The sequence below is a fragment of the Vibrio sp. 10N.222.52.B7 genome, assembly GCF_041474275.1.
In the GTDB taxonomy this organism is placed as follows: domain Bacteria; phylum Pseudomonadota; class Gammaproteobacteria; order Enterobacterales; family Vibrionaceae; genus Vibrio; species Vibrio crassostreae_C.
The window spans coordinates 1,031-23,078 of the sequence record NZ_JBFRTU010000009.1 but is presented as its reverse complement, the minus strand read 5'-3'; the positions used below and the strand labels follow the sequence as shown (position 1 = coordinate 23,078).

18 protein-coding genes and 1 pseudogene are annotated in these 22,048 nt (G+C 44.7%); 8 read left to right on the top strand and 11 right to left on the bottom strand.

What is annotated here, in order from left to right; genetic code table 11:
* Nucleotides 1-115: 115 nt before the first annotated feature.
* The 8 genes from AB4512_RS03680 to AB4512_RS03645 all read right to left on the bottom strand — a co-directional run bounded on the left by AB4512_RS03680 (nt 116) and on the right by AB4512_RS03645 (nt 10,587).
* The gene (locus AB4512_RS03680; protein WP_372174453.1) at nt 116-727 is read right to left on the bottom strand and encodes a class I SAM-dependent methyltransferase; all 612 of its coding nucleotides are present in this window, start codon (nt 725-727) and stop codon (nt 116-118) included.
* Nucleotides 727-1,980, bottom strand: a complete 1,254-nt coding sequence (locus tag AB4512_RS03675; RefSeq protein ID WP_017070986.1) for a HAMP domain-containing sensor histidine kinase — start codon at nt 1,978-1,980, stop codon at nt 727-729. Before AB4512_RS03675 ends, AB4512_RS03680 begins: the two co-directional genes overlap by 1 nt.
* Nucleotides 1,977-2,687, bottom strand: coding sequence for a response regulator transcription factor (locus AB4512_RS03670; protein ID WP_017070987.1), 711 nt, complete (start codon nt 2,685-2,687; stop codon nt 1,977-1,979). Before AB4512_RS03670 ends, AB4512_RS03675 begins: the two co-directional genes overlap by 4 nt.
* Nucleotides 2,688-2,822: 135 nt before the next feature.
* The gene (locus tag AB4512_RS03665; RefSeq protein ID WP_372174452.1) at nt 2,823-6,011 is read right to left on the bottom strand and encodes an efflux RND transporter permease subunit; all 3,189 of its coding nucleotides are present in this window, start codon (nt 6,009-6,011) and stop codon (nt 2,823-2,825) included.
* 2 nt (nt 6,012-6,013) lie between these two features.
* Nucleotides 6,014-7,243, bottom strand: a complete 1,230-nt coding sequence (locus tag AB4512_RS03660) for an efflux RND transporter periplasmic adaptor subunit (protein WP_137002021.1) — start codon at nt 7,241-7,243, stop codon at nt 6,014-6,016.
* Nucleotides 7,240-8,673: a TolC family protein gene (locus AB4512_RS03655; RefSeq protein ID WP_102320598.1), complete on the bottom strand. Its 1,434-nt coding sequence runs from the start codon at nt 8,671-8,673 to the stop codon at nt 7,240-7,242. The genes AB4512_RS03660 and AB4512_RS03655 overlap by 4 nt, the downstream gene beginning before the upstream one ends.
* Before the next feature lie 114 nt (nt 8,674-8,787).
* Entirely contained in the window at nt 8,788-9,057 is a 270-nt protein-coding gene (locus AB4512_RS03650) for a hypothetical protein (protein ID WP_102320599.1), read from the bottom strand.
* A gap of 321 nt (nt 9,058-9,378) precedes the next feature.
* Nucleotides 9,379-10,587, bottom strand: a complete 1,209-nt coding sequence (locus AB4512_RS03645; protein WP_017060598.1) for a NupC/NupG family nucleoside CNT transporter — start codon at nt 10,585-10,587, stop codon at nt 9,379-9,381.
* Nucleotides 10,588-11,200: 613 nt separating this feature from the next.
* On the opposite strand from AB4512_RS03645, the gene AB4512_RS03640 reads away from it, so the two are divergent.
* The 4 genes from AB4512_RS03640 (at nt 11,201) to AB4512_RS03625 (ending at nt 13,944) form a co-directional block, all read left to right on the top strand.
* Nucleotides 11,201-11,677: a hypothetical protein gene (locus tag AB4512_RS03640; protein ID WP_048613010.1), complete on the top strand. Its 477-nt coding sequence runs from the start codon at nt 11,201-11,203 to the stop codon at nt 11,675-11,677.
* A gap of 284 nt (nt 11,678-11,961) precedes the next feature.
* Entirely contained in the window at nt 11,962-12,231 is a 270-nt protein-coding gene (locus AB4512_RS03635) for a PTS sugar transporter subunit IIB (RefSeq protein WP_017064872.1), read from the top strand.
* A gap of 10 nt (nt 12,232-12,241) precedes the next feature.
* Nucleotides 12,242-13,498, top strand: a complete 1,257-nt coding sequence (locus AB4512_RS03630) for a PTS ascorbate transporter subunit IIC (RefSeq protein WP_048612870.1) — start codon at nt 12,242-12,244, stop codon at nt 13,496-13,498.
* A complete protein-coding gene (locus tag AB4512_RS03625; protein WP_170968011.1) occupies nt 13,495-13,944 on the top strand; it encodes a PTS sugar transporter subunit IIA in 450 nt (149 codons plus the stop codon). The genes AB4512_RS03630 and AB4512_RS03625 overlap by 4 nt, the downstream gene beginning before the upstream one ends.
* A gap of 134 nt (nt 13,945-14,078) precedes the next feature.
* Here the strand turns inward: AB4512_RS03625 and AB4512_RS03620 are convergent, their stop codons facing one another.
* The gene (locus AB4512_RS03620; protein WP_372174449.1) at nt 14,079-15,344 is read right to left on the bottom strand and encodes an HD-GYP domain-containing protein; all 1,266 of its coding nucleotides are present in this window, start codon (nt 15,342-15,344) and stop codon (nt 14,079-14,081) included.
* 226 nt (nt 15,345-15,570) lie between these two features.
* On the opposite strand from AB4512_RS03620, the gene AB4512_RS03615 reads away from it, so the two are divergent.
* Nucleotides 15,571-16,107 (top strand): GNAT family N-acetyltransferase, encoded by a 537-nt coding sequence (locus tag AB4512_RS03615; protein ID WP_017069226.1) that lies wholly within the window; start codon nt 15,571-15,573, stop codon nt 16,105-16,107.
* 166 nt (nt 16,108-16,273) lie between these two features.
* Here the strand turns inward: AB4512_RS03615 and AB4512_RS03610 are convergent, their stop codons facing one another.
* Together AB4512_RS03610 and AB4512_RS03605 are read right to left on the bottom strand one after the other, a co-directional pair.
* Entirely contained in the window at nt 16,274-17,623 is a 1,350-nt protein-coding gene (locus tag AB4512_RS03610; protein ID WP_372149841.1) for a sensor histidine kinase, read from the bottom strand.
* Nucleotides 17,616-18,305, bottom strand: coding sequence for a response regulator transcription factor (locus tag AB4512_RS03605; protein WP_102394166.1), 690 nt, complete (start codon nt 18,303-18,305; stop codon nt 17,616-17,618). The genes AB4512_RS03610 and AB4512_RS03605 overlap by 8 nt, the downstream gene beginning before the upstream one ends.
* Before the next feature lie 182 nt (nt 18,306-18,487).
* Between AB4512_RS03605 and AB4512_RS03600 the strand changes: the two are divergent.
* The 3 genes and pseudogenes from AB4512_RS03600 to AB4512_RS03590 all read left to right on the top strand — a co-directional run.
* Nucleotides 18,488-19,876 (top strand): annotated as a pseudogene (locus AB4512_RS03600) (putative bifunctional diguanylate cyclase/phosphodiesterase); the annotation flags it as partial.
* 270 nt (nt 19,877-20,146) lie between these two features.
* Nucleotides 20,147-20,626 (top strand): type II secretion system protein, encoded by a 480-nt coding sequence (locus AB4512_RS03595; RefSeq protein WP_017060589.1) that lies wholly within the window; start codon nt 20,147-20,149, stop codon nt 20,624-20,626.
* Between the two features lie 116 nt (nt 20,627-20,742).
* A complete protein-coding gene (locus tag AB4512_RS03590; RefSeq protein WP_372174447.1) occupies nt 20,743-22,011 on the top strand; it encodes an IS4 family transposase in 1,269 nt (422 codons plus the stop codon).
* Nucleotides 22,012-22,048: the final 37 nt, after the last annotated feature.

Below are 22,048 nucleotides of genomic sequence, written 5' to 3'. Positions count from 1 at the left end.
ATACCTAGCCGAGGTTAATCTAAGAACCTAAAAAGCCGCACACCTTTCGAGGCCTGCGGCTTTTTTTATTCTTTCCACACCATCGCTTCGCTCTGGCTTAGGTTTGAGTTTGAGTTTAGAGGCAGACTTTGTTCATCACTATCGTGAAATCCCCTTCTGCGTAACCTTCTATTAAAGAAACATCCTCACAAAACGTTTTACAGAAGCGATACACGCCCTGAGGGTGATAACTCATCAAGGTATTACGTGAAGGATGTTGGCTTGAATTGAGAAGATTAAAAATCACCGTCTGATTCGCCAATTCATACATGCGAGTAATCATGTTTGTCAGATAATCAGAATCACGAGAGACATAGTTCAGTGAACCACTCGCGATGACAATGTCGTGCGCCTCAAGTTTCATTTTGCTCATATCACCCGACAAAAACCAACAACGATCTTCTGTATAGTTTTGCTTTGCCTTCTTAAGAAAGCCTGCGTGTTGGTCAACGCCGGTATAAGATTGAATGCGATAGATGCTGTCGAGCAGCTCAAACAGCTCGCCATAGCCGCAACCCAAATCTAAAACACTCTTCTTTTCGAAGTCCGCTGCACGAGCGATCACTTCAAAGCGACACAACTGGCTCTCTTCGCTAGTCCAACCTAAAGCTTTAGCCTTGTCGCCATTCGAGCGGTTTGTCTGCTTTCGATGATAGCGATACACCTTCCAACGATCGAGCCAGTGCATTACGAGAAATCCACCCACACTTCACGACCACCAGCCAGCTCTTGGTTATGGTATTGCCATTGATATTGCGCGAGCAGCTTTTCGGTGAGCTCTAACCCTAGACCAAAGCCCAAATGATTGTCTTCTATCGTGCCGTCAGTGTTGTGATTAACAATGGTGACTTTCGAGCCTACCTGAACGATGCCCACGGTACCGCTTCCTGTGTGTTGGAAAGCATTGCGAATCAAATTGGTCAGCACTATGCGAGTGAGTCCGACTGGCAACTGACATTGTGTGTCGTCGCGTTCAAGATTCACAGCCACGGCTTTGCCATTCAATAGATAGCTTAAATCGTGGTTTATTTGTTGCAGCAGTTCACCGAGATGTATGTTTTCTAGAGGCAGATCTTTGTCTTGTTGTCGGGTAAGCCACAACAAGGTTTCTGTCAGATCTGTCATGGTGAAACCCGCGCGCTTGATTCGATCAATGACTTCAAGCTGCTTTTCTGGGCTCTTTCCCTTTTGAATCAACTTCTCTAGCAATTCACTATTTGTTCTTGTGACCGCAATAGGAGTACGTAATTCGTGGCTCGCGTAACCCAAAAATTTCTGCTCTCGTTCTAAGCTGTTTTGAACCGAACTCAAACTATCACGAATGATGTTAGCCAAGGTGTTCAGTTCACTGAAGTGAAAATCAGGTGTCGGTTCACTGAGGTTATCTTTATCTAGCGATTTGGCCCAGTTCTTTAGCTGCTCAACAGGCGATGCCACCTTACGTAACACCAAAACCAAGATAACGAAAAACAGTACGATCGCACCCAGTGCGGTCAAAAGAATCGTGATAAAGTGCGGAAGCCCTTCATCATTAATGAAAGGGTCATGTTTTTGAGCAAACACCGCAGAAACATAACGAACCTCATTACCTTTCATCACCTTCATGGCGAAATAGCCTTTCTCGGGAGGTGAGAATATAGATTTGCCAATGATTATTTTGGTCATGCGGTTGAATTGCAGTTCGTTCTGGTTAAGGTTGTTCTGAATACTTTGTGGCAAGTCGCTCCATTGGGTCGCCACCGTAAATTCTTGATTGGTCATAGGCTTACCCGGCTTTACCGCATCTTGTTGCGCTTGGGCAATCATAGAGCCACGCATAGCGATATCCATCCCCGAGACAAAGTAGTTTACGCTCAAGGCAGAAAGAACCAGAATCGTGGTCACGCCTGTGACTAAAATAGCCAATAAAACGTAGATCCTTAAGCTTGGTCTGATCTTCATGCTTGTCGTAACTCCTTAATCGCAAAACCTTTACCCGCAATGGTATGCAGCAGCTTATTGTCTTGTTCAGCATCGACTTGTTTACGCAGATTGAAGATATGCACTTTTAAGCTATTACTGTCTGGTTGATCGTCGCCCCACACGCCCTGCATAATGGTCTCACGAGAAACAGGATTAGGGCTAGAACGCATCAAGATTTCCAGTATTTTGAGTGCGGTAGGCGAAAGCTTTAAAGGGGAATTATCGCGATAGGCTTGATGCTGTTTTAGGTCAATTTCCAAATCGCTTACCGACAAGCGGCGAACCTGACCACTGCGTCGCTTCGCCAACACTTGCACTCGAACAATCAACTCTTCCATTGCAAAAGGTTTCACCAGGTAATCATCGGCCCCTTTTGAAAAGCCTGTCAGCTTATCATCAAGCGTATCACGTGCAGTCAGCATCAAAACGGGTGTATCAATACCCTGCGTTCTGAGATTCTCACACACCTGCAAGCCGTTCATTTTAGGTAAGTTGAGATCGAGAATTACCGCGTCATATCGGTTTGTTTCGATGAGGTTGAGTCCAGCTAAACCATTCGCTGCATGATCGCACTGGATATCTTCTAAATCGAGGTAATCAATAACAGCAGTGGCTAAATCAAGGTCGTCTTCAACCAAAAGCAATTGAAGCTTATCTGTGAGTTTATTGGTGACGGATTCTGCCATCGTGACGACCTCTATTGTTAGTTGTAGTGTAGCTTTGTAGTGATCTTTAATATCTTGTTCGGTAATGAACCTAGACCGAAGTTGCTGAGCCTCGCTCGGCATTTATCAGCCTAGATATCATTAGCTTAGCTATTGTTAGGCCGTTTGTTCAACGCCTTTGACTCGATTTGTGACTTTAAGAATCAGAGACTTAATCTCACACTGAATCATTAACAATGCTGGCGTTAGAATCAGTGTAATAAACGTCGCAAACAAAATACCGTAGCCTAGCGCCGCTGCCGCAGGGATCAGGAACTGAGCCTGTAAAGACGTTTCACTTAATAGTGGCGTCAAACCTGCAAACGTCGTGACCGATGTAAGTAATACCGCTCTTAGTCGACCAGAACACGCTTCAACAATCGCATCGTGAACCGACTTGCCCTGCTCTTTGATTAGCTCGTTGAAACGAGAAACCAACAACAAGCTGTCATTCACCACCACACCGCTCAACGCAAGGATACCGTTTAACGATAGGATACTGATTGTTAAGTCATTCCACCAGTGCCCTAAGATTGCCCCAACAATACCAAATGGAATCGCTGTCATGATGATCACTGGTTGAATGTAAGACTTCAGCGGGATAGCAAGCAGCGTATAAATCGCTATCATGGCAAGTATGAACATACTCATCATTGAACTAGCCGTCTCTTCTTGTTCTTCCGTTTCGCCAGCAAAGTCGACCGTTAATCCCGGGTATTGCGCTTCTAAATCGGGTACTAATGTGTCTTGCAACTGATGAACAAGCTCAGCAGGTGCAACCACGTCTTTATCTAATACTGCACTGATGTACACCGCTCGTTGGCTATCAATGCGTGTGATCTCTGATACTTGGTAATCAGAATATACTTCAGCAACCGTGCTCAAAGGCACCACGGTACCGTCGTTGGTTCTCACGCTCGCTTGCTTGATATCCGCAATGGTTTGGCGATCCGATTCAGGGTAACGAACTCGAACTTTTACCTCATCCTTACCACGCTGGAACTGCTGAACGATATCACCACCAAACGCCTGTAATACTTGTTGTGAAAGGCTTGCCGTATCGAAACCTAACGCACGGCCTTGCTGTGTTAATTCAAAACGATACTGAGGCTCACCAAGATCCAAGTTATGGTCAATACCACTCACACCTTCAATCGCTTGCAGCTTGGTTAAGAATTCATTACCCGCCGCAGCCACTGATTCTTCATTCCATGCTTTCAGCTCTACTTTGAAGTTGTCGACCATCTCCATTTTAGACAAGATCTTGAGCTTCTTAACCCCTTCCATCTGGCCCACAGTCTCTTGCCAAGCATCAGCAAACTCGTTCGATGTGTAGACACTGTCGCTGTCCAATTCAATTTTCACTTGGCCAGAATCATCGGCATCCGCGATAACTTGAAGACTCAACAGCTTAGACGCTTCATCTTGAGCACCGTATTTGGCTCTCAGTGTTTCATCCGTTTGTGTTGCCGCCGCTTCAAGCACTAATAAGTTTTGTTGTGTTTGGCCAAAGCTCGCGTCGTTTTGCATCGACATATCCGCAGTTACCGTATCACCCGGCATATCAGGGAAGAACGCTACACGAACCGCCCCCGTCATTGGTAACCCAGCAACTAAAATAAGCAATGACAAGAAAACCATCACTACCGCATAACGCAGTTTCAGCGCCCATTCAATTGTGGGGCAGTAGATACGCTTATTAAACCAACCTAGTCCAGTATCGGCAGCATGTTGAACGCGAGCCCACACTCCCTTCTTCTCACTGCGCTTAGTGTTAATATGAGCGAGGTGCGACGGAAGAATGAACTTAGACTCAACCAAAGACAGCAACAAACAGATAGTCACGACCGTGCCGAATTGAGCGTAAATTTGCCCCATTTTACCGTCAACATTCGCTAACGCTAAGAAGGCAACAACTGTCGTTAACACACCAAATATAGTTGGTGATGCCACCTTCATGGTACCTCGAATGGTACTGCCTATCGAATCGCCTTCTTCTTTGCGTGTGGAATAGATACTCTCCCCGACCACCACCGCATCATCGACTACTATCCCGAGCGCCATAATGAAACCAAAGGTGGTCATTTCATTGATGGTTAACCCCATGAAGGTATCTGTCATGAAGAACATGGTGCCAAAAAAAACAAACGGTAAGCCAGCGGCGACCCAGAAAGCGACACGCACGTTTAGGAATACCGCTAACACGATGAACACCAAAGCAATACCGGTGAGCGCGTTCTTCATCAATAGGCTTAAGCGGTCTTTGATCATGGTACTTTTATCATACCAAGTTTCGATTTCGACATCGCTAGGCAGCATGTTGCTGTTTTCCCAGCGCTCTACCACTTTCTCTGCTTGTTCAACAATGCTGACGACGTCTCCGTATTCATCCATCACGATCTGAATTGCCATCGCATTCTGTTGGTTATAACGAGAAAGCATGAAGGTATCATCAGCAAACATGTCTTCAACGTTGGCAATGTCACCCAAGGTAATTTGCGTACCATCAGTCGTCGTCATCACCGGAATCGCGTTGAAATCTTGGATCTCATACGCCTGTTCAGAAACCTTCAAACGAACCGTTTTTTCGCCATTACGAAGGCTCGTCGAGATAGCCGCAGAAGATTCCGCATTGATCGCTTCAGAAACGTCAGTCAGAGTTAAGCCGTATGCCTGTAGCTTGTTCTCATCAACCTCAACTGAGATCATAGGGTCAGCCTTAGCCTTGATTTCCAAATCACGAATTGATGACTGGCTCAATAGATCTGATTTCAATTGCTCGGCTAAGCTTTGAAGCGTTGCTCGGTCTGCGTCACCATAGATCTGCACCCATAAGGCATGATCTTGCATGCGAGCTTTATCAATCACAGGATTATCAGCGCCAGAAGGCAGGTTATTGATCGCATCAACCTTAGTTTTAACGTCAGTTAACAGGGTATCAAGATCATAGGTGCTCGTTTTTTCAATCGAAACATAGCTACCATTCGCATCAGAAGTTGACGTAATACGCTTAATGCCCGGTACGGTTTCTAACGCATCTTCAATCTTAATCGCTAGGCCTTCTTCCGCCTGAATAGGGTCACCACTGTCATAGGTCACAGACACTGTCACCACATCGGGTTCAAGGCTTGGAAATGCTTCTTTACGCAATGAGTTCAGTGATAACAGGCCTATGATGATCACGCCCACTAACAACAAATTCGCTGCTACAGAGTTATTCGCGAACCATGCGATTGCGCCAGTGTGTGGTTTAGTTGGCTTCTGGTTACTGTCCGCTTGGTTATTCGGTTTCAACTCATGAGACATGACTACCCCTCCGCCTTAGCCAGAACGACCATGCCCGCTTTAAAGCTACTTAACGGACGCTTAACCACTTGAACACCGTCACCAATTTCCAAGTTCAATTTGGTAGGATCGATGTAAATAAAACCACCCTTTTCAAATTCAACATTCGCGTTTGATTTAGAAAGCAGACCGTTGTCATCCACAAACCACAGGTCACCTTGTTGCGAAAGTGAAGAAGCCGGAAGCTCCCACAATTGAGTTAGTTGCTTACCCGAGATCGTCGCTTGCACGAACGTGCCTGGATAAAGATCTTTCTCTTGCTCCAAAGGGTTATCGACTTTCACGATCAATGAGCGCTGACGCGTATCTTGTTGTAAGTGCTGCTCAACACGCTCGACATAACCTTGCCATTGGAATTGACCGTCAGAACTCGATAGAGTCACTGGCCACGGCTGCTCTTTCAGTTGGGTGTTATCGCTGTTGGGTAGGCTCAACCATTGGCTTTCAGAAAGGGGGACAGAAACTTCAACCTCATCAACGCTGTATAACGTGGCTATCTGAGCGCCCGTTTGTGCGTAGCTTCCCGGTTGAACATCACGGCTCACGACCAACGAATCAAAAGGGGCAACCAAGGTTGTTTTTTCGAGGTCTTGCTCAGCCTTCACCAATTCAAGCTTGGCGTTCTCCAAGGCTGCTGTTACTTGTGCCAGTTGTGGTTCGCGTAATACTAAAGGTGAATCCGGCTCGCCAGACAAACCAGAGCGTTGCCATTCAGACTTAGCTTGTTCGCCTTGTCTCTGCTCTTCCAACAAATCCAGTTGAGCTTGAGCCACATTTGCCTTAGCTTGGGTTACCGCTTGTTGGTAACTGGTCGAATCGATATTAGCGATCACTTCACCTTGGCCAATCACTTGCCCAGTTTCAAACTGCGAGCTGATCGTTTCTACTCGGCCACCAACTTCCGTCGAAAACATCAATTCGTAACGCGACTTCGCTTCCCCGTAACCCACCACTTCTGCTTGGTAGTCACCGAGAGTGGCAAGTACCACAGACACTTGCTGTTGTTGTGAAGCAGGTAAGGTCGTCGTATCAATAGACTTGGTTTGAATAGGCGTAGCTTGAGGTTCTGAAACCGTTAGTTCATTCGTCTTTTGAGGAGCAGGAGCCACTTGTGAATCGTTGTAAGCAAGGGCAGCAAAAATGCTTGAACCAGCCACTAAGGTGATTGCAATTGTGATGGTGTTCAGTTTCATGAAGATACTCCCAAGCCCAGAGCTAGGCCTAAATCAATTCGGTTTACGAGACGGTTATAAATGGTTTGTGTTAACTGCGCTTCAAGGTCATAGGTTTGCTGCTGAACAGTAAGTAGATCAAAAATGTCGACCAAACCCTGACGGTATTTCTCTTCATAGCTAGTGAAGCTGCGTTGTGCGCTTACCAAGGCGTTCGTTAGGTGTTGCTGTTGAAGCGTTAATGAGGACTCTTGCCCCATTGCGTTTTCCACTTCATTCACCGCATTGAGCAGTGTTTCTTGGTAAGCCCAGTAGCTGGTTTCTGTGGTTAGGTCAGCAATTTCTGCCTGTGCTTTTAGCTTGCCACCTTGAAACAGTGGTGCTGACACTTGGCCAAGCGCACTCCACAAAGGCCCGGTAAGCAGAGCTTCGCTCGGAGAATCCGCCATATCGGTTAGGCTGGCAGATAAGCTGATAGATGGCAGCATCGCTTTGTACGCCGCGTCAGCACGCAATGTTTCTGCTTCGATATTAAAGAAAGCGGCTTGAAGATCGGGACGACCTGCTAGATCTTGTGTCGGCATGTTTTCTAGCGGATTAATGATGGTTGGGAATGAACCGAGCTCAGCAAGGGATAGCTCATCAGATTCACCACTCCATTGCCCTGTTAACAAAACCAACTCACGTCGACTTTGTGCAAGCTGCTCACGGTAATCAGCTAAGGTTGCTTGAGTCGATGCGCTGCTGGTTTTTGCATTATCTAGATCTTCAAGGCTACCTAGCCCTGCTCGATAACGTTCTAAAACAAGTTCTTCATTGTTTTCTAGAATCACCAAACGCTGCGTTTCAATATCAACAAGCTGTTGCTTCAAACTGATATCAAGCCAACCTCTCATCACACTCGCGACCAAAAGATCTTGAGCGCCCTGAAGGTTAGCCTGAGACGTCGCAATGTCTTTCAAAGCAGCGTTGTTTGTGTCTGCAAGCTTCTGCCATAGATCGAGCTCCCAACCAACCGTGACATCAGTGGTGTAGGTTTCAGTAGTGCTTGAGCCGTTAGTGCCTTCGTCAGCTTGACCAGAAAAGCTCGCATCGACGGTTGGTAAGCGATCACCTGAAGTTACACCTTGCTGCGCATAAGCTATTTTGAGTGCTGTAATGCTTTGTTGGAGGCTTGGGCTGTTCTGCAGAGCGCGCTCGATATAGAGATCGAGCTCCGGTGCATTCACTAAATCGGTCAGTTGTAGGTTTTCAGCGTCTCGATCTTGTTGAGTCGACGCTTGATCACTAGAAGCCTGTTGAATCAGCTCTGCGAGTAAGCTTTGTTGTGTCTGATTAGTGCTTTGCTCAGCGAGTGAAACATAGTCGGCCTGACTGGTTGTCGTGCAACCCATCAATCCGATTAGAGCAAGTGAAATAAGGGAATGTTTTAAAGGAAGATTCAATTTCATCTTCTTGTCTCCTGTAAGAATGGAGACAAGATAACGAGCTGGGGGTTAAGAGAGGGTTAAGGCGAACGTTAACCCCAAAAGAAAATACAAAAAGCGTACGTTTAAACTTCAGCTTTACGCTTCTGACTTGCTTGAAAAGAGCCCACCGATTTTATAACCGATCGCATAGCAAACCACGGCGACAGTGACAAATACCAATGCCGAGAAGAAATACGCTACAGACGCTGCGGCACCAGCCCCCCACACGACGCTGAACACCAAACCGAGATAAGCCTCTTTTGGCCACTGGTAGATAGGAAACTGAGCGCCGCCAGCAATTAGGTAAACCATCGCAAACAAGCCAATGAAGGTAACAATAAGACCGATGAGAACGCGAATGTTCATGGAGAGACCCTTGATTAATTTAGCTTGGTTGCCATTGTTCCTAATCGAAAGCGGATATGCTTAGTCGGAACCGAATATTCTCAATCGAAATCGAATGTTCTTAATCGAAGCCGAATGTTATTAATCGCAACCTGATGATATTCAAGTATATCGGATAAAAGGAACTGGCTCTATTACTCTTCCGAGTGAGCTTTTACTCACTATAGACAAATCACAGTCGACGGCCAAAACCCGATTTCGCCTGATTAACAGGCACAAAAAAGCGGACACCCTTCTTACGTTAACTCCGTAAGCAAAGTGTCCGCTTTAACTGAATCTAGCTTAAAGCAGGATGAAAATACCCGCTAAGCATGCACTCATTAGGTTTGCTAGCGTACCAGCAGCTACAGCCTTCAAACCTAAGTTTGCAACTTCAGCACGGCGCTCTGGTGCCATAACACCGATTGAACCTAACTGAATTGCGATAGAACCAATGTTAGCAAAGCCACACAGAGCAAAAGTCACGATTACTTGGCTGTGTTCAGATAGTAGCGCTTTGTTCTCAACGAAGTCGATGAAAGCAACAAACTCGTTCATAACGATCTTCTGACCGATGTAAGAACCTGCCATCAATACTTCATCACTTGGGATACCGATTAGCCATGCAAGAGGCGAGAACAGGTAACCGAAGATAGCTTGCAGCGTAATACCCGCAAAACCGAACGTTTCACCTAGGCTTTCTAGGCCAGTGTTGACCATCGCAATCACACTCACGAAGGCAACCAACATAGTACCAACCGCTACCGCAACCTTCATACCGTTCATCGCGCCGCTTGCCAATGCATCAATCACGTTGCTTTGGTCAGCTTTATCTAGTTCGATATGGTCGTAATCACTTGGTGTGCTGCGCTCAGGAACGATGATCTTCGCCATTAACAGACTGCCCGGAGCCGCCATAAAGCTTGCAGCGATAAGGTATTTAAGCTCAACACCGAGGCCAGCATAACCACCAAGTACACTACCCGCTACCGACGCCATACCACCGGCCATTACAGCAAACAGTTCCGAACGAGTCATAGACTTTAAAAAGGGACGAATTAGAAGAGGAGACTCACCCTGAGAAAGGAAGATATTACCTGTAGCAACCAGAGATTCAGCTTTACTTGTACCCAGCAGTTTTTGCACCGCTCCGCCCAAGATTTGAATCACTTTTTGCATAACGCCTAAGTAATAAAGCGCAGAAATCAAAGCACTGAAGAAGATAATGATTGGAAGCACGCGAACCGCGAAAATGAAGCCTTCAGTAGCAAGGTCACCGAAAAGGAATGCGATACCAACGTCTGCAAAACCAAGCAGGCTAGAAACACCATTACTTAGGCTTGTTAGCGCCAATTGTCCCCATGGGAAATACAATACTAAGGCTGCAAATCCGATTTGAAGTAATAGTGCACGAGAGACCGTTTTCCAGTTAATTGAAGAACGACTTTCAGATAGCAGGTACGCGCAAGCAATCAGTGCAAGAACACCGACAAAACCAAATAGAATATTCATAATGTGTCCTAGTAATCCTTAAAGAGTGAACATGAGCCAAGCAAATGACATCAAAGGAACAGGACAAAGAACCGCAAGCAAAACGCTACGCGATGAAGGAGCTAACAGGGTTAGCGAATGTAACAACGAGTTGTTCATGTAAAAAATCACCTTATACAAGCAGTGGAACGTAGCTGGTCCGGTCCGTGGGGTCATTCACATATCCATGTGACGGCTTGTATTGGCTAAGCACCGGCTTAAAACCGGAAGAGAAGTATAAACAGTTAAGTGAGACTTTCATCACATTTTTTGACGCAAACGATCGCGCGGTCAAGGATTAAGCAAAATGTATTGTTTGTCGTCATTTTCGTGCTTCAAAACTGTAAACAATCTGTAGGGAGTTGAATTTGTAATGTTAAGTCTTTAAGTGTGTGAGCGTAATCACTCGGTTAATTCTGTGTGATTCTTACTGCTTTTCTGTGCTCTGCCTCATTTCCCGAGACTTCAAGATTCATCTTAAGTTTAGATGCGTATATACTTTGTGTGATCTCACCAAATAATTATCTATAAAATACCAATAGAGCTGATTAGATATAACAGCCATTGAGACTAAGAGAGGAAACACGTGAAGAAAATGGAAGCTCCGCACGACATGAACAATGGAGCTAGATTCAAAACAAATAGACACGGCTATGTGACAGTAGTTGAATATTATAATACCTATACTGTTATTGTCGCGTTTGAAAATACCGGAAATATCCGCGCTATTAGTGCGGCGAAATTACGTACAGGTCAACTCACCGATCGTTCTGTTGCGCCTGAATCAATTATGATTGGTGAAAAGGTTGAATCGGTTAAACACGGGATATTAACCATAACCCAAGTTGAATCTGAAAATATTGTGGTACTGACCAATGCCAATAACGAAGAAATTAGAATGTTATTGCCTGCCGTACAGAAAATGAAAGATAAAACTGAAGAAGTCGACAGTGAAAATATTGCCTCACCAAAACCAACCTCTCTTAGCCAACTGACTAAAAGAAATAAAAAGACCAAAGACGTTAATAGCATGCTTAAGAAAATGCTTACTGACTACGGTCGATACGATTAATTCTCTGTTTTCTACAATAAAGCCTCTATAGATTTATATTCTGATACAAAAACTAATTAAGCCCGCCTTTCTCAATAAAATACGTTGCATATTCGAGTGAAAAGTTAAATTTGATCAAAGTCTCACTCTGGATCTTTACCACAAATTAAAGAGATCTCCGTCACAATCTCATTTTAGCTTTGTGATGGAGATCTTATTGAAATCTGAATATTTCCATTACTATGCTCTCACACAATAAGAGAACGAAGTTTCTCAACCCCTAAAATCCAATTGAGACAAATATTATGAAAAAGATTCTTGTAGTTTGCGGTAACGGCCTTGGTACTTCTCTAATGATGGAAATGGCAGTAAAAGAAGTCGCTAAAAAAATCGGTTTCGAAGCAGAAGTTGATCACGAAGATCTATCATCTGCAGCATCAAGCAATGCGGATATTTGGGTTGCAGCAACAGACGTTGCAAACCAACTAAAAGACGCTGGTAAAGAGAACATCATCAGCCTTAAAAATATTTTTGACAAAGCATCAATTGAAGAACAACTAAAAACTTTCATGTAAGGTCAAAATTATGCAAAACTTTTTCGAGTTCATGCTCGGCTTATTAAAAGAGCCGGCGATCATGGTAGGTTTAATTGCTTTTATTGGCCTAGTTGCACAAAAAGCAGATGTTTCTACCATTCTAAAAGGCACAATTAAAACCGTAATGGGTTTCCTAATTTTAGGTTTTGGTGCTGGCGCTCTTGTTGGTGCACTAAATAACTTCTCAGTTGTATTTACTGAAGCATTCGGCGTAAGTGGTGTTATTCCAAATAACGAAGCAATTGTTGCATTAGCACAAGAAGCATTCGGTTATGAAATGGCTCTAATTATGTTCTTCGCATTCGTTGTGAATATTTTATTGGCTCGTATTACTCCTTTAAAATATATTTTCTTAACGGGTCACCACACAATGTTCATGTCTATGCTGGTAGCGGTAATCCTGTCTACAGCTAACATTGAAGGCACTGCTCTAGTAGCAATAGGCTCGATCATTGTGGGTTCACTGATGGTTATCATGCCTGCACTTGCTCAGAAATACACAGAGAAAGTGATGGGTACTGATCAGCTGGCGATGGGTCACTTCTCAACATTCTCGTACTTAGTATCGGGTTACATTGGTAGCAAGTTTGGTGACACTTCAAAATCAACAGAAGACATCAACGTACCTAAGAGCCTAATGTTCCTGCGTGATACGCCCGTTGCTGTAGCAACAACAATGGCCATTTTCTTTATGTTTGCTTCAATTGTTGCTGGCGGTGACTTTGTTGAAACAGTATCAGGCGGTCAAAACTGGGTAGTATTCACCTTCATGCAGTCTCTTGTGTTTGCCGGTGGTGTTTACATCGTGCTGCAAGGTGTGAAGATGCTGATAGCTGAAATCGTTCCTGCATTCAAAGGTATCTCTGACAAACTCGTACCGGGCGCAAAACCTGCTCTAGACTGCCCTATGGTATTCCCTGTAGCACCAAACGCGGTACTTATCGGCTTCCTTTGTTCTTTCGCTGCTGGCCTACTAGCAATGGCAGTTCAAGGCGCTCTTGGCTGGACAATCATAGTCGCGGGTGTTGTTCCTCACTTCTTCGTAGGTGGTGCAGCGGGCGTTTACGGTAACGCAACTGGCGGTCTACGTGGTGCAATTCTTGGTTCATTCACACAAGGTCTATGTATCTCTTTCCTACCAATGCTACTTCTTCCAGTTCTAGGTGGCCTTGGTCTTGAAGCAACAACATTTGCTGACTTCGACTTCGGTGTAGTTGGCCTGATTCTAGGGTGGATTGTTTCATGAGCTTATTCGATTTAATTGGTAACCAAGGCGTTATCATCAACTCTGAAGAGAACCTAACAGTTGATGCAGCGATTGATGTGACATGTTCAACACTGCTAGCAAACAACAAAATTGAAGCAAGCTATGTTGAAGCTATCAAGCAAAAGCACAAGGACATCGGCGCGTACTATGTTCTAGCACCAAAAATTGCGATGCCTCATGCTCGTCCTGAAGATGGTGTGAACGAAGCATCACTGCAAGTAACGGTATTCAAGCAGGGTGTTGATTTAGAGTCAGAAGACAACGGTGACGTTTACCTTTCAATTACTCTGGCGGCGATGGACTCAGATAGCCACATCCATACGATTATGGCGCTATCAGAGTTGTTCCAAAATGATGATGACATTGATGCCATTATCGCAGCGGAAACTGAGCAATCGATCATCGAGATCTTAAAACGATACTAATCTCGATCTAAAGATCCTGATAAGCCCCCATGAAAAAAGCGATAGCCTCGGCTATCGCTTTTCTGTTTCTGGTGCTTGGTCATTTCTCATCGAATATGAGTTAAGGCATCACACCTAGAAAGCATTCAGTGGCGTTAAAACGCGTACATTCGTTTGTCTGTCGATAATTCAAAGCAATATTGCGCGTGTTTATTAAGACACTCAAACACTTCTCTATCCAGCTTAAAGTTATCAACGTGGTCCGTCAAAATAGCCATCGTCTGTTCTAGCGTCATGCCTGCGCGATAAGGGCGAAATTGAGTTAATGCCTGGAACACATCCACCACAGCAACAATTCTACTCGGTTGATCCAACTCTTCCGCCGTTTTTCCCATTGGGTAACCCGAACCATCTAACCTTTCATGATGATTAGATGCCCACTGACAAACCTGAGGTGAACTGAACAACTCCTGCAATGCGAATCGAGTGTCCGTTGCATGGCGTTTAATACAGCAATACTCTTCTTCAGTGAGTAAATCCGGCTTATGCAGAATGTCATTAGGGGTTTGCAGTTTACCGATATCATGGACTAACCCAGCCAGATAGAGTTTGCGCTGAGTGGTGTAGGAATAACCCAGCTGTTTGGCGAGGTATTCTGAAAGCTGCCCAACCTTTAAAGAGTGCTTAAAGGTAAACGAACTTTTGGTATCAACAACATTGGCGATAAACTCGGCAAAGGCCACCGTCTCATCCAGCGACATTTGCTGGGAGAAAAATGGCACAGGTTCAAAGTTATCCCTCATGTTCTCGATGTATGGAATCTCCATAGAAAACCAGAAGTCATCCAAATCAACCAACTCGCACATGTGTTGCACAAGGTTGGTTTCGAACATCTCATCCGCTTGTTCAGTCAAACGTTCAATGATGCTCGCTTTGCCATCTGGTGTTAGGTTTCCATAACGATCAGAAGAGGTTATGCCGTATAGATAATCGACTCTATCGGCAAGCATCACGATGGCAGCTAGTTCTCTTTCTAACTCGCTGATATGAATAGCCCTTAGCTCAGACCACGGAGTATGGTGATAAAGAACCGGCTTAGCGAATATAGAAAGAACCGGGCACTCTTTTAGAATTTGGTACCCCTTTTGACAATGGTGGTAACTCGAGTCAGGAATGAACCCTGAAACCAAACTACGCTGCTCGTCAATTTGCGATACACCGCAGTCGTGAATTAACCCCAATGAGAACGCAAGTTGCGCTTGCTCTTCTTCCCACCCCACACTCAGAGCACACCGATACGCGATGTAACCCACCCTCTGTCCATGATTTTTACTTTCGAAACCGACGTTATCAAGCGCCTTAGCAATACCGAATAGAGCCTTCCTTAGGTCCACGGTCACGTCCTGGCAATGTTGATTCATTATTTAAGCCTAGCATTTTTATATTTTTTATATATTTAGGCCGCTAATACTAATGCATAGCTAATGATTATATACACAACTATTGTAAGGTTTAATGAGTTTCGTGATAGAACCAAAGTTTCACGAAAAATCCGTGCTACAAATGGTTGCATATTAAAAATCATGCGACATTATAGCCTGCCGACTAAGATTCGCTTAAATAAGCAGCCATAAGAAAAGGAAAGACATGTTTAAAACGGTTATCGACAACGAACTCTCCATCGCATTGGTTGAAGAGAGCTTCGCTTCTCACTACGCGGAAATCTCACAAAGCCAGAATGAGTACCTAAGTCAATGGCTCGTGTGGCCGCCACATTGTAAAACCGAGCAAGACTTTAGGATCTTCATCCAACGCTCGCTACACGATTATGCCGAAGGTAAAAGCATGACTTGTGCAATCGTGTATCAAGACAAGGTCGTCGGTAACTGCAGTTTCAATACCATTGATCATGATAAGCAAAAGGTGACCATAGGTTATTGGTTATCTGAGACATACCAAGGAAAGGGGATTGTGACGCGCGTTGTCCAGAAGCTGATTGATGTTGCTTTCAATGAGTTAGATATGGAAAAGGTAGAGATATCAGCCGCAACCGGTAACCAAAGCAGCCGCAAGGTTTGTGAGCGCTTACATTTCACGTTAGAAGGTATTATAACTCGTAACGAGAACTTGAATGGCCGCATCGTAGACCACGCTATTTATGGACTTCATCGCTCTAAGCTCTAAGCTCTAAGCTCTAAGCTCTAGGCTCTAGGCTCTAGGCTCTAGGCTCTAGGCTCTAGGCAGTAGTAACTAAGAAGTCACTCGCTTGTAAATCGGAATATAACAAAGCCACGGTATTAGTCGGTGGCTTTGTTATTTGACGAGCCTGAAGAGCTCTTGAAGCTGCAGCTTATGCGATCTTAGGAATCACGATACTGAACTTGGCGCCACCATAGTTGCTGTCGTCGATTTTGATATCCCAAGAAAGTTTTTTAGCCGCCGATAGAGCAATCGCGAGGCCCAACCCCAATCCACCGTTGGTCGACATTCTGCTTGAGTCTAGTCGAGAGAACGGAAGGAATACCTCATCACGCCTATTCTCTGGTATTCCAGAACCATTGTCTTCAATCACCACCAGCCAGTTTTCTGAGTTCTCATCCAGCGTCATCCACACTTTGTCTTGTGTGTAATTACCCGCATTCTTGAGAACGTTATCGAACACCAAGCGTGCCATTGAGCAATCACACTTAATCTTGCACTCTAGCTGTACCTTAGATTCAAAGGTGGCATTGTCTAGTTTCGAGTAACGAATTCGGTCTAGGCAATACTCACGAAGATCGGAGGTCACTTTAACGAGCTCAAAGAAAGAGTTATCCATGACATTCAACTTCGACAGCATGATGATTTCTGACGTGAGCTCGTTGATATCCTCAATGTAGGTATCAATGTCATCGAAAAGAACCTGATGATTATCGGGGGCTCCCCTTCTTAGGATATCGGTCGCCAGTTGAATACGACTTAGCGGAGTTCGTACTTCGTGTGGGATAGCTTGAGCGAAAATATGACTTTGTTTTACTTTGCTTTCGATCTCTTCAGCCATGAAGTTAAAACTGCTGGCCAAATCAGAAACAGGATGGATGTCGTCCATGTCAGATCGAGTACTAAGCTTGCCCTTACCAAACTGTTTCTGCTTCTCGACGAGCAACTCTATTCTTTCTTGAAAACGCCTCACAGGTAAGTAAACACTTGCTCCAATCGCCACAATCACAGCCAACAACAGCCCTAACAAAAAGTGTCGTTCTGAGTCTTCGTACCATTCAATGTCAGGAGAGAAAAAGTCCCCTACCTCACTGAACCCAAAACTGAATTTAGAGTTTGGTAGCTGAAACACGGTCGAATAGAGGTTGTCATCACTTAGATATATCGGCACACCGTTTAAGGTTGTGTATAACTCACATTGTTGGCAAGGCGCCTCGCCCGACCAATTCTCCAACAGGCGTAAATTGAAGATATAAAATTGTTGGTAGCCTGTTCTATCGAGCTCTTTATAGAGTGAGTTTTCTTGATTGTGTTGACGAACATACTGCTCCGCAAAGTAGATGCCATCATTGAGGAAGGTTTCGATCTCGGTGCGTCGCATGTACCCCTCACCAAGGTTCAAGAACAAAAATATCGTTGCCGACATCCCAGTCACTATCCCAAGGTATAAGCGAGCAAACATCGAAACCGAGCGAAGTTTCGTAGCAATGAACTTACGCAACCAGCATGTACCCCTTGTTGCGAACCGTACGAATCAACTGTTTGTCTTTTGCGTGGATGCGAAGCTTTCGGCGTAACCCAGACACGCGCATATCAATCGAGCGATCATTAAACGCGTAATCAATCCCTCTAAATAGCTGACAGCACTGGTCTCGAGTCACGACCTGACAGATATTATTAACGAGAAGGTTTAAGATTTCAAATTCAGCAGAAGTAAGCTTGAGGTTTTGGCCATAGAGCGTGGCACTTTGAGCAGAGCTGTTGATTACAATATCGCACTGTTTTTCAGCCGCAGTTTCTTGCGTAGTTGTTATGGGAGTGGCTCGGCGCAATAACGCTTCAATTCGCGCTAACAAGGCATGGCCACGAATCGGCTTGGCAACGTAATCGTCCGCGCCAAATTTAAATAAGCTGACCTCACTCATTTCATCGGCAGAGGCCGTTAGCACTAAGATCATTCCATTGTAAAACTCACGGGCTTGACGGCAAATCTGCGCGCCGCTCATCCCTGGGAGCATCAAGTCCAACAGCACTAAATCAGGTTCAATACTTCGGATCGCTTCAAGTGCCAAGTTCCCTTCATGAACAACGCTAACATTGTAACCTTCGGCTTCGAGGTAAAGCGTCGTTAAACGAGCTATCTCTTGGTCATCTTCAACAATGAGCACTTTGGTTTTCGACATTCCTATCACCAGTATTTATTAAAAGCGAAGGCAGTATATATACTGGTCATAGATCATCAATATTGGAATCAGAGCCCTACATTTACCGTACGCAAAACATAGTAATCACTTTTGTACATACACGTTTACAGAATAGAGAACCAACAACCGGTGCGCCTTGGTTTATCAAGGTTTCCTCCTTCAGAGCACACCATTTTGATGTGCAAGGAAAGTGGCTCTTTGATAAAAGCGAACTGCTGCTAAACCTAACCTGTACAACAAAGCAAAAAGAGAAGCTGATAAAAGCCAGATACAACGCAGAACACGACTGTTTAACGGAGCTTTATAATCGCCGTGGGATCAGCAACCTTCTAGAAACCAGCACTGCCTATCGCTCACCGTTTGAATTGATGTTTGTCGACCTTGATGGCTTCAAATTAGTTAATGACACTTATGGGCACACTGTCGGAGACCAACTACTCAAACGGGTTGGTGAACGCCTTAAACAGTTGGTTGATGAGAAATGCATGATAGGGCGATTTGGTGGCGACGAATTCATTGTGATTGCCCACACCTGCCGAAATCAAAATATCCCACTACTTTGCTCTCGCATCATTGATGCCTTAAACCGAAGTTTCCATATCAGAGGCATCGGCAGTTTATCTGTCGGTTGCAGCATAGGTACCGCGCATTTCCCTGATAACGCGGTTGACCAAGAAACATTGCTAAAGCAAGCGGGTATGGCGATGCATCTTGCAAAAGCGAATGGTCGAAACCGCTTCCAAACGTTTACCCCAGACTTAGCACAAACCCTGCATCGCAAAGTAGAGATCCGCCATCGACTGGCACGCGCCATCGAAAACGACGATCTCAACCTTCACTACCAACCGATCATGAACACCAACAGCGACAAGGTGAAAGGGTTTGAAGCCTTGCTTCGATGGTCAGACAAAGAGCTAGGTAACATAGGCCCTGATGAGTTTATTAGCTTAGCGGAGGAGACGGGGCAGATTGTACCGCTCGGGAAATGGGTTCTGACCTCTGCACTCAAACAGCTATCGATATGGCAACGTGAGTTTGATAGTGAGTTGATGATGAGTATCAATATTTCGAGTATTCAGATGCACGCGACCTTTGCCGAGCAGCTATTAGCAATGTTGAACTTCTACAATATCCAACCTCAAAGCATCGCCCTTGAGATCACCGAATCTTCCATGATCTTCAAGCATGGTGAAGTCAGGCAAGCGTTAAGCGATATTTCTAAATTGGGCGTAGAGCTTCACCTTGATGACTTTGGCACAGGCTACTCGTCACTGTCGATGTTGCATGACTTACCGATTAGCACCGTGAAACTCGATAAAAGCTTCGTCCACGGTTCACACAAAGGGAGCAAAGCGATTGTCCAAGCCACCCATGCTATCTGTGAAAAATTGGGGCTAAAAGTGGTTGCTGAAGGTGTCGAAACCGAAACGCAAAAAGCGTTCTTAATCGATTGTGGATACCAGTATCTTCAGGGATTTTTATTTAGTAAACCAATTCCCTCAAATGAAGTCGAAAGTCAGTTTTTGAATGGTCGACAATCCTACAATTAAAGACTTATTTATCAATAAATTAAGTCGTTTGAATGCTTCCTAAACAATCGGCTGCTGTGGGTGTGTACGCTTACGTATGCTTACGTATGCTTACGTATGCTTACATAGCGTTTAACAGTAAGAGGAAATAATTAAGCTATTGTTTATAAAGAAAATTACTTAGAAATTCACACAATAAAACACCAAACCATTATACCCACTAACTGTAATGACTTTGGTATTTAGATTACCCTCATTCCGTCCCTTTAGCAGAGCAAATAATCGGTAACCATGAACAGACAAAACGGCTTCACTCTTTTAGAACTCATCATCTCTGTATTAATTTTAGCGATCGTTTCGGCGACAGCTATGGTCAAGTTCTTAGACGTTCAAGGAAGTGCTCGGGCGAGTAAAATACATGATGTGGCTGGTAACCTTCGCACGGGTATCGATATGATCTACGCGAAGTCAGCGATTGCTGGCGTTGAGGATGAGTGCAACTATGTTGAAAAGACGGAGATTGAGACCTACTACGTTTGTCATGGTTACCCAATCGCCTATGTTGACTCACTAAGAAGACTGCTCAATATCGACGCAACAGAGCTTCATGTCATCAACAAAGAAGTAGACTCTGGCAGCAATGCAGAAAGAGTAGCCGCCATCTCTTTCGACACCGAAAACTACACCTATTCGCCAGAAGGAGACTTTTGTCAGGTGCTTTATCAGCCAGAAAAAGAACCACAGATCGTGGTGCTTGATGGTGCATGTTAAATACTCAACATAGACAGGATCTTAAGAGCTAACTTGTTTATTTAGATAGAAAAAAGGCTTCATTTATGATCAGATAATCGTCGCCAAACAAACTACCTACATCAATAGTGAAGCCGATGACGATTATCTCCTTACAGAAGCAATTTAAGCAATTCTTTAATGCTGACACCCTCCAAAAAATGGCGAAAAGTACAGGCCTGATGAAACGGTGTCGGGCGATATTACCCGAGCAGCTAGTCATTAGCTTAGTGGCCGCGTTAAGCAAAGGAAACTGCACTTCCATTGCGGATTTACTGCGACAATTCAATGGGATGTGCTTGAGCCCTGAAGGTGCCGTGGCATACAAGCCTTACCATAACCAGTTGAGGAAAAATGAGTTTCCTAATTTCATGCGGCAACTTGTTATGCGAGCAATAGCTCAATTTGCTCGCCAGCAGAATGTCGGTCTACCAAATAAGCTCGACACCTTTGATGATGTACTGCTTCAAGATGGCAGCTCTTTCCACATCCATCGTGACCTGGCGGATGTTTATCCGAGTCGATTTAAACGTAACCCTGCAGCGGTTGAATGTCATATGACAATGTCGTTGAAAAGCTTTTCTCCAGTCGCGATGAACATCAGCGCTGATACGGCATCAGAAAGAGATTTTTTACCTGAGCCCAAAACGATGAACAACAAATTGCTGTTAGCTGACGCAGGGTATCCTGATTTCCACTTCTTTCGAGAGCTTGAACAGCATGGCGGATTCTATATTGTCCGAGGTGCTAAGTCTCTGAACCCTATGATTATTGAGGCAAGGAACGGCAAGGGGCGACTGCTGCCTAAGCTAGAAGGGAAGAAGCTGAAAGACATTACTCGAGGTACCAACCGTTCGCAGGTCCTTGACCTAAAAGTCCGTCGAGGTAAACAAGAGTTTAGAGTCGTGCGACGATGGTTTGCTGAAGAAAAACGATTCTGCATTTGGATAACTAACTTACCTTCAGACACATTTACTGCCGATGACATCATGGCGATCTACCGCTGTCGATGGCAGGTGGAACTACTTTTTAAAGAGTTAAAGTCTCACACCAACTGGCAACGATTTGTCACCGCACAAAAGGCCATCGTTGATGGGCTCATCTGGGCCAGTTTACTTGCGCTGATCATTAGGCGTAGTATTGCGCTTCAGATAATGCCATCGGTCTCATTGTTTAAAGCGGCAAAAAATGTGGATGTCTGGCTGTTACCAATATTTGAATGTATCAGTCACGGCGCATGGTCAGAAATCAGCAATAAAATCGAATGGGCTACCAGTTATATATCAAGGAACGCTCAAAAGTCCGCGCAGAGGAAGTCTAAAGAAAACATTACGTTAGACGGAGTTTACGCTGAGCTTAGTGCTTAAGGTTCTGTCTATGTTAGTGCTTAAGGTTCTGTCTATG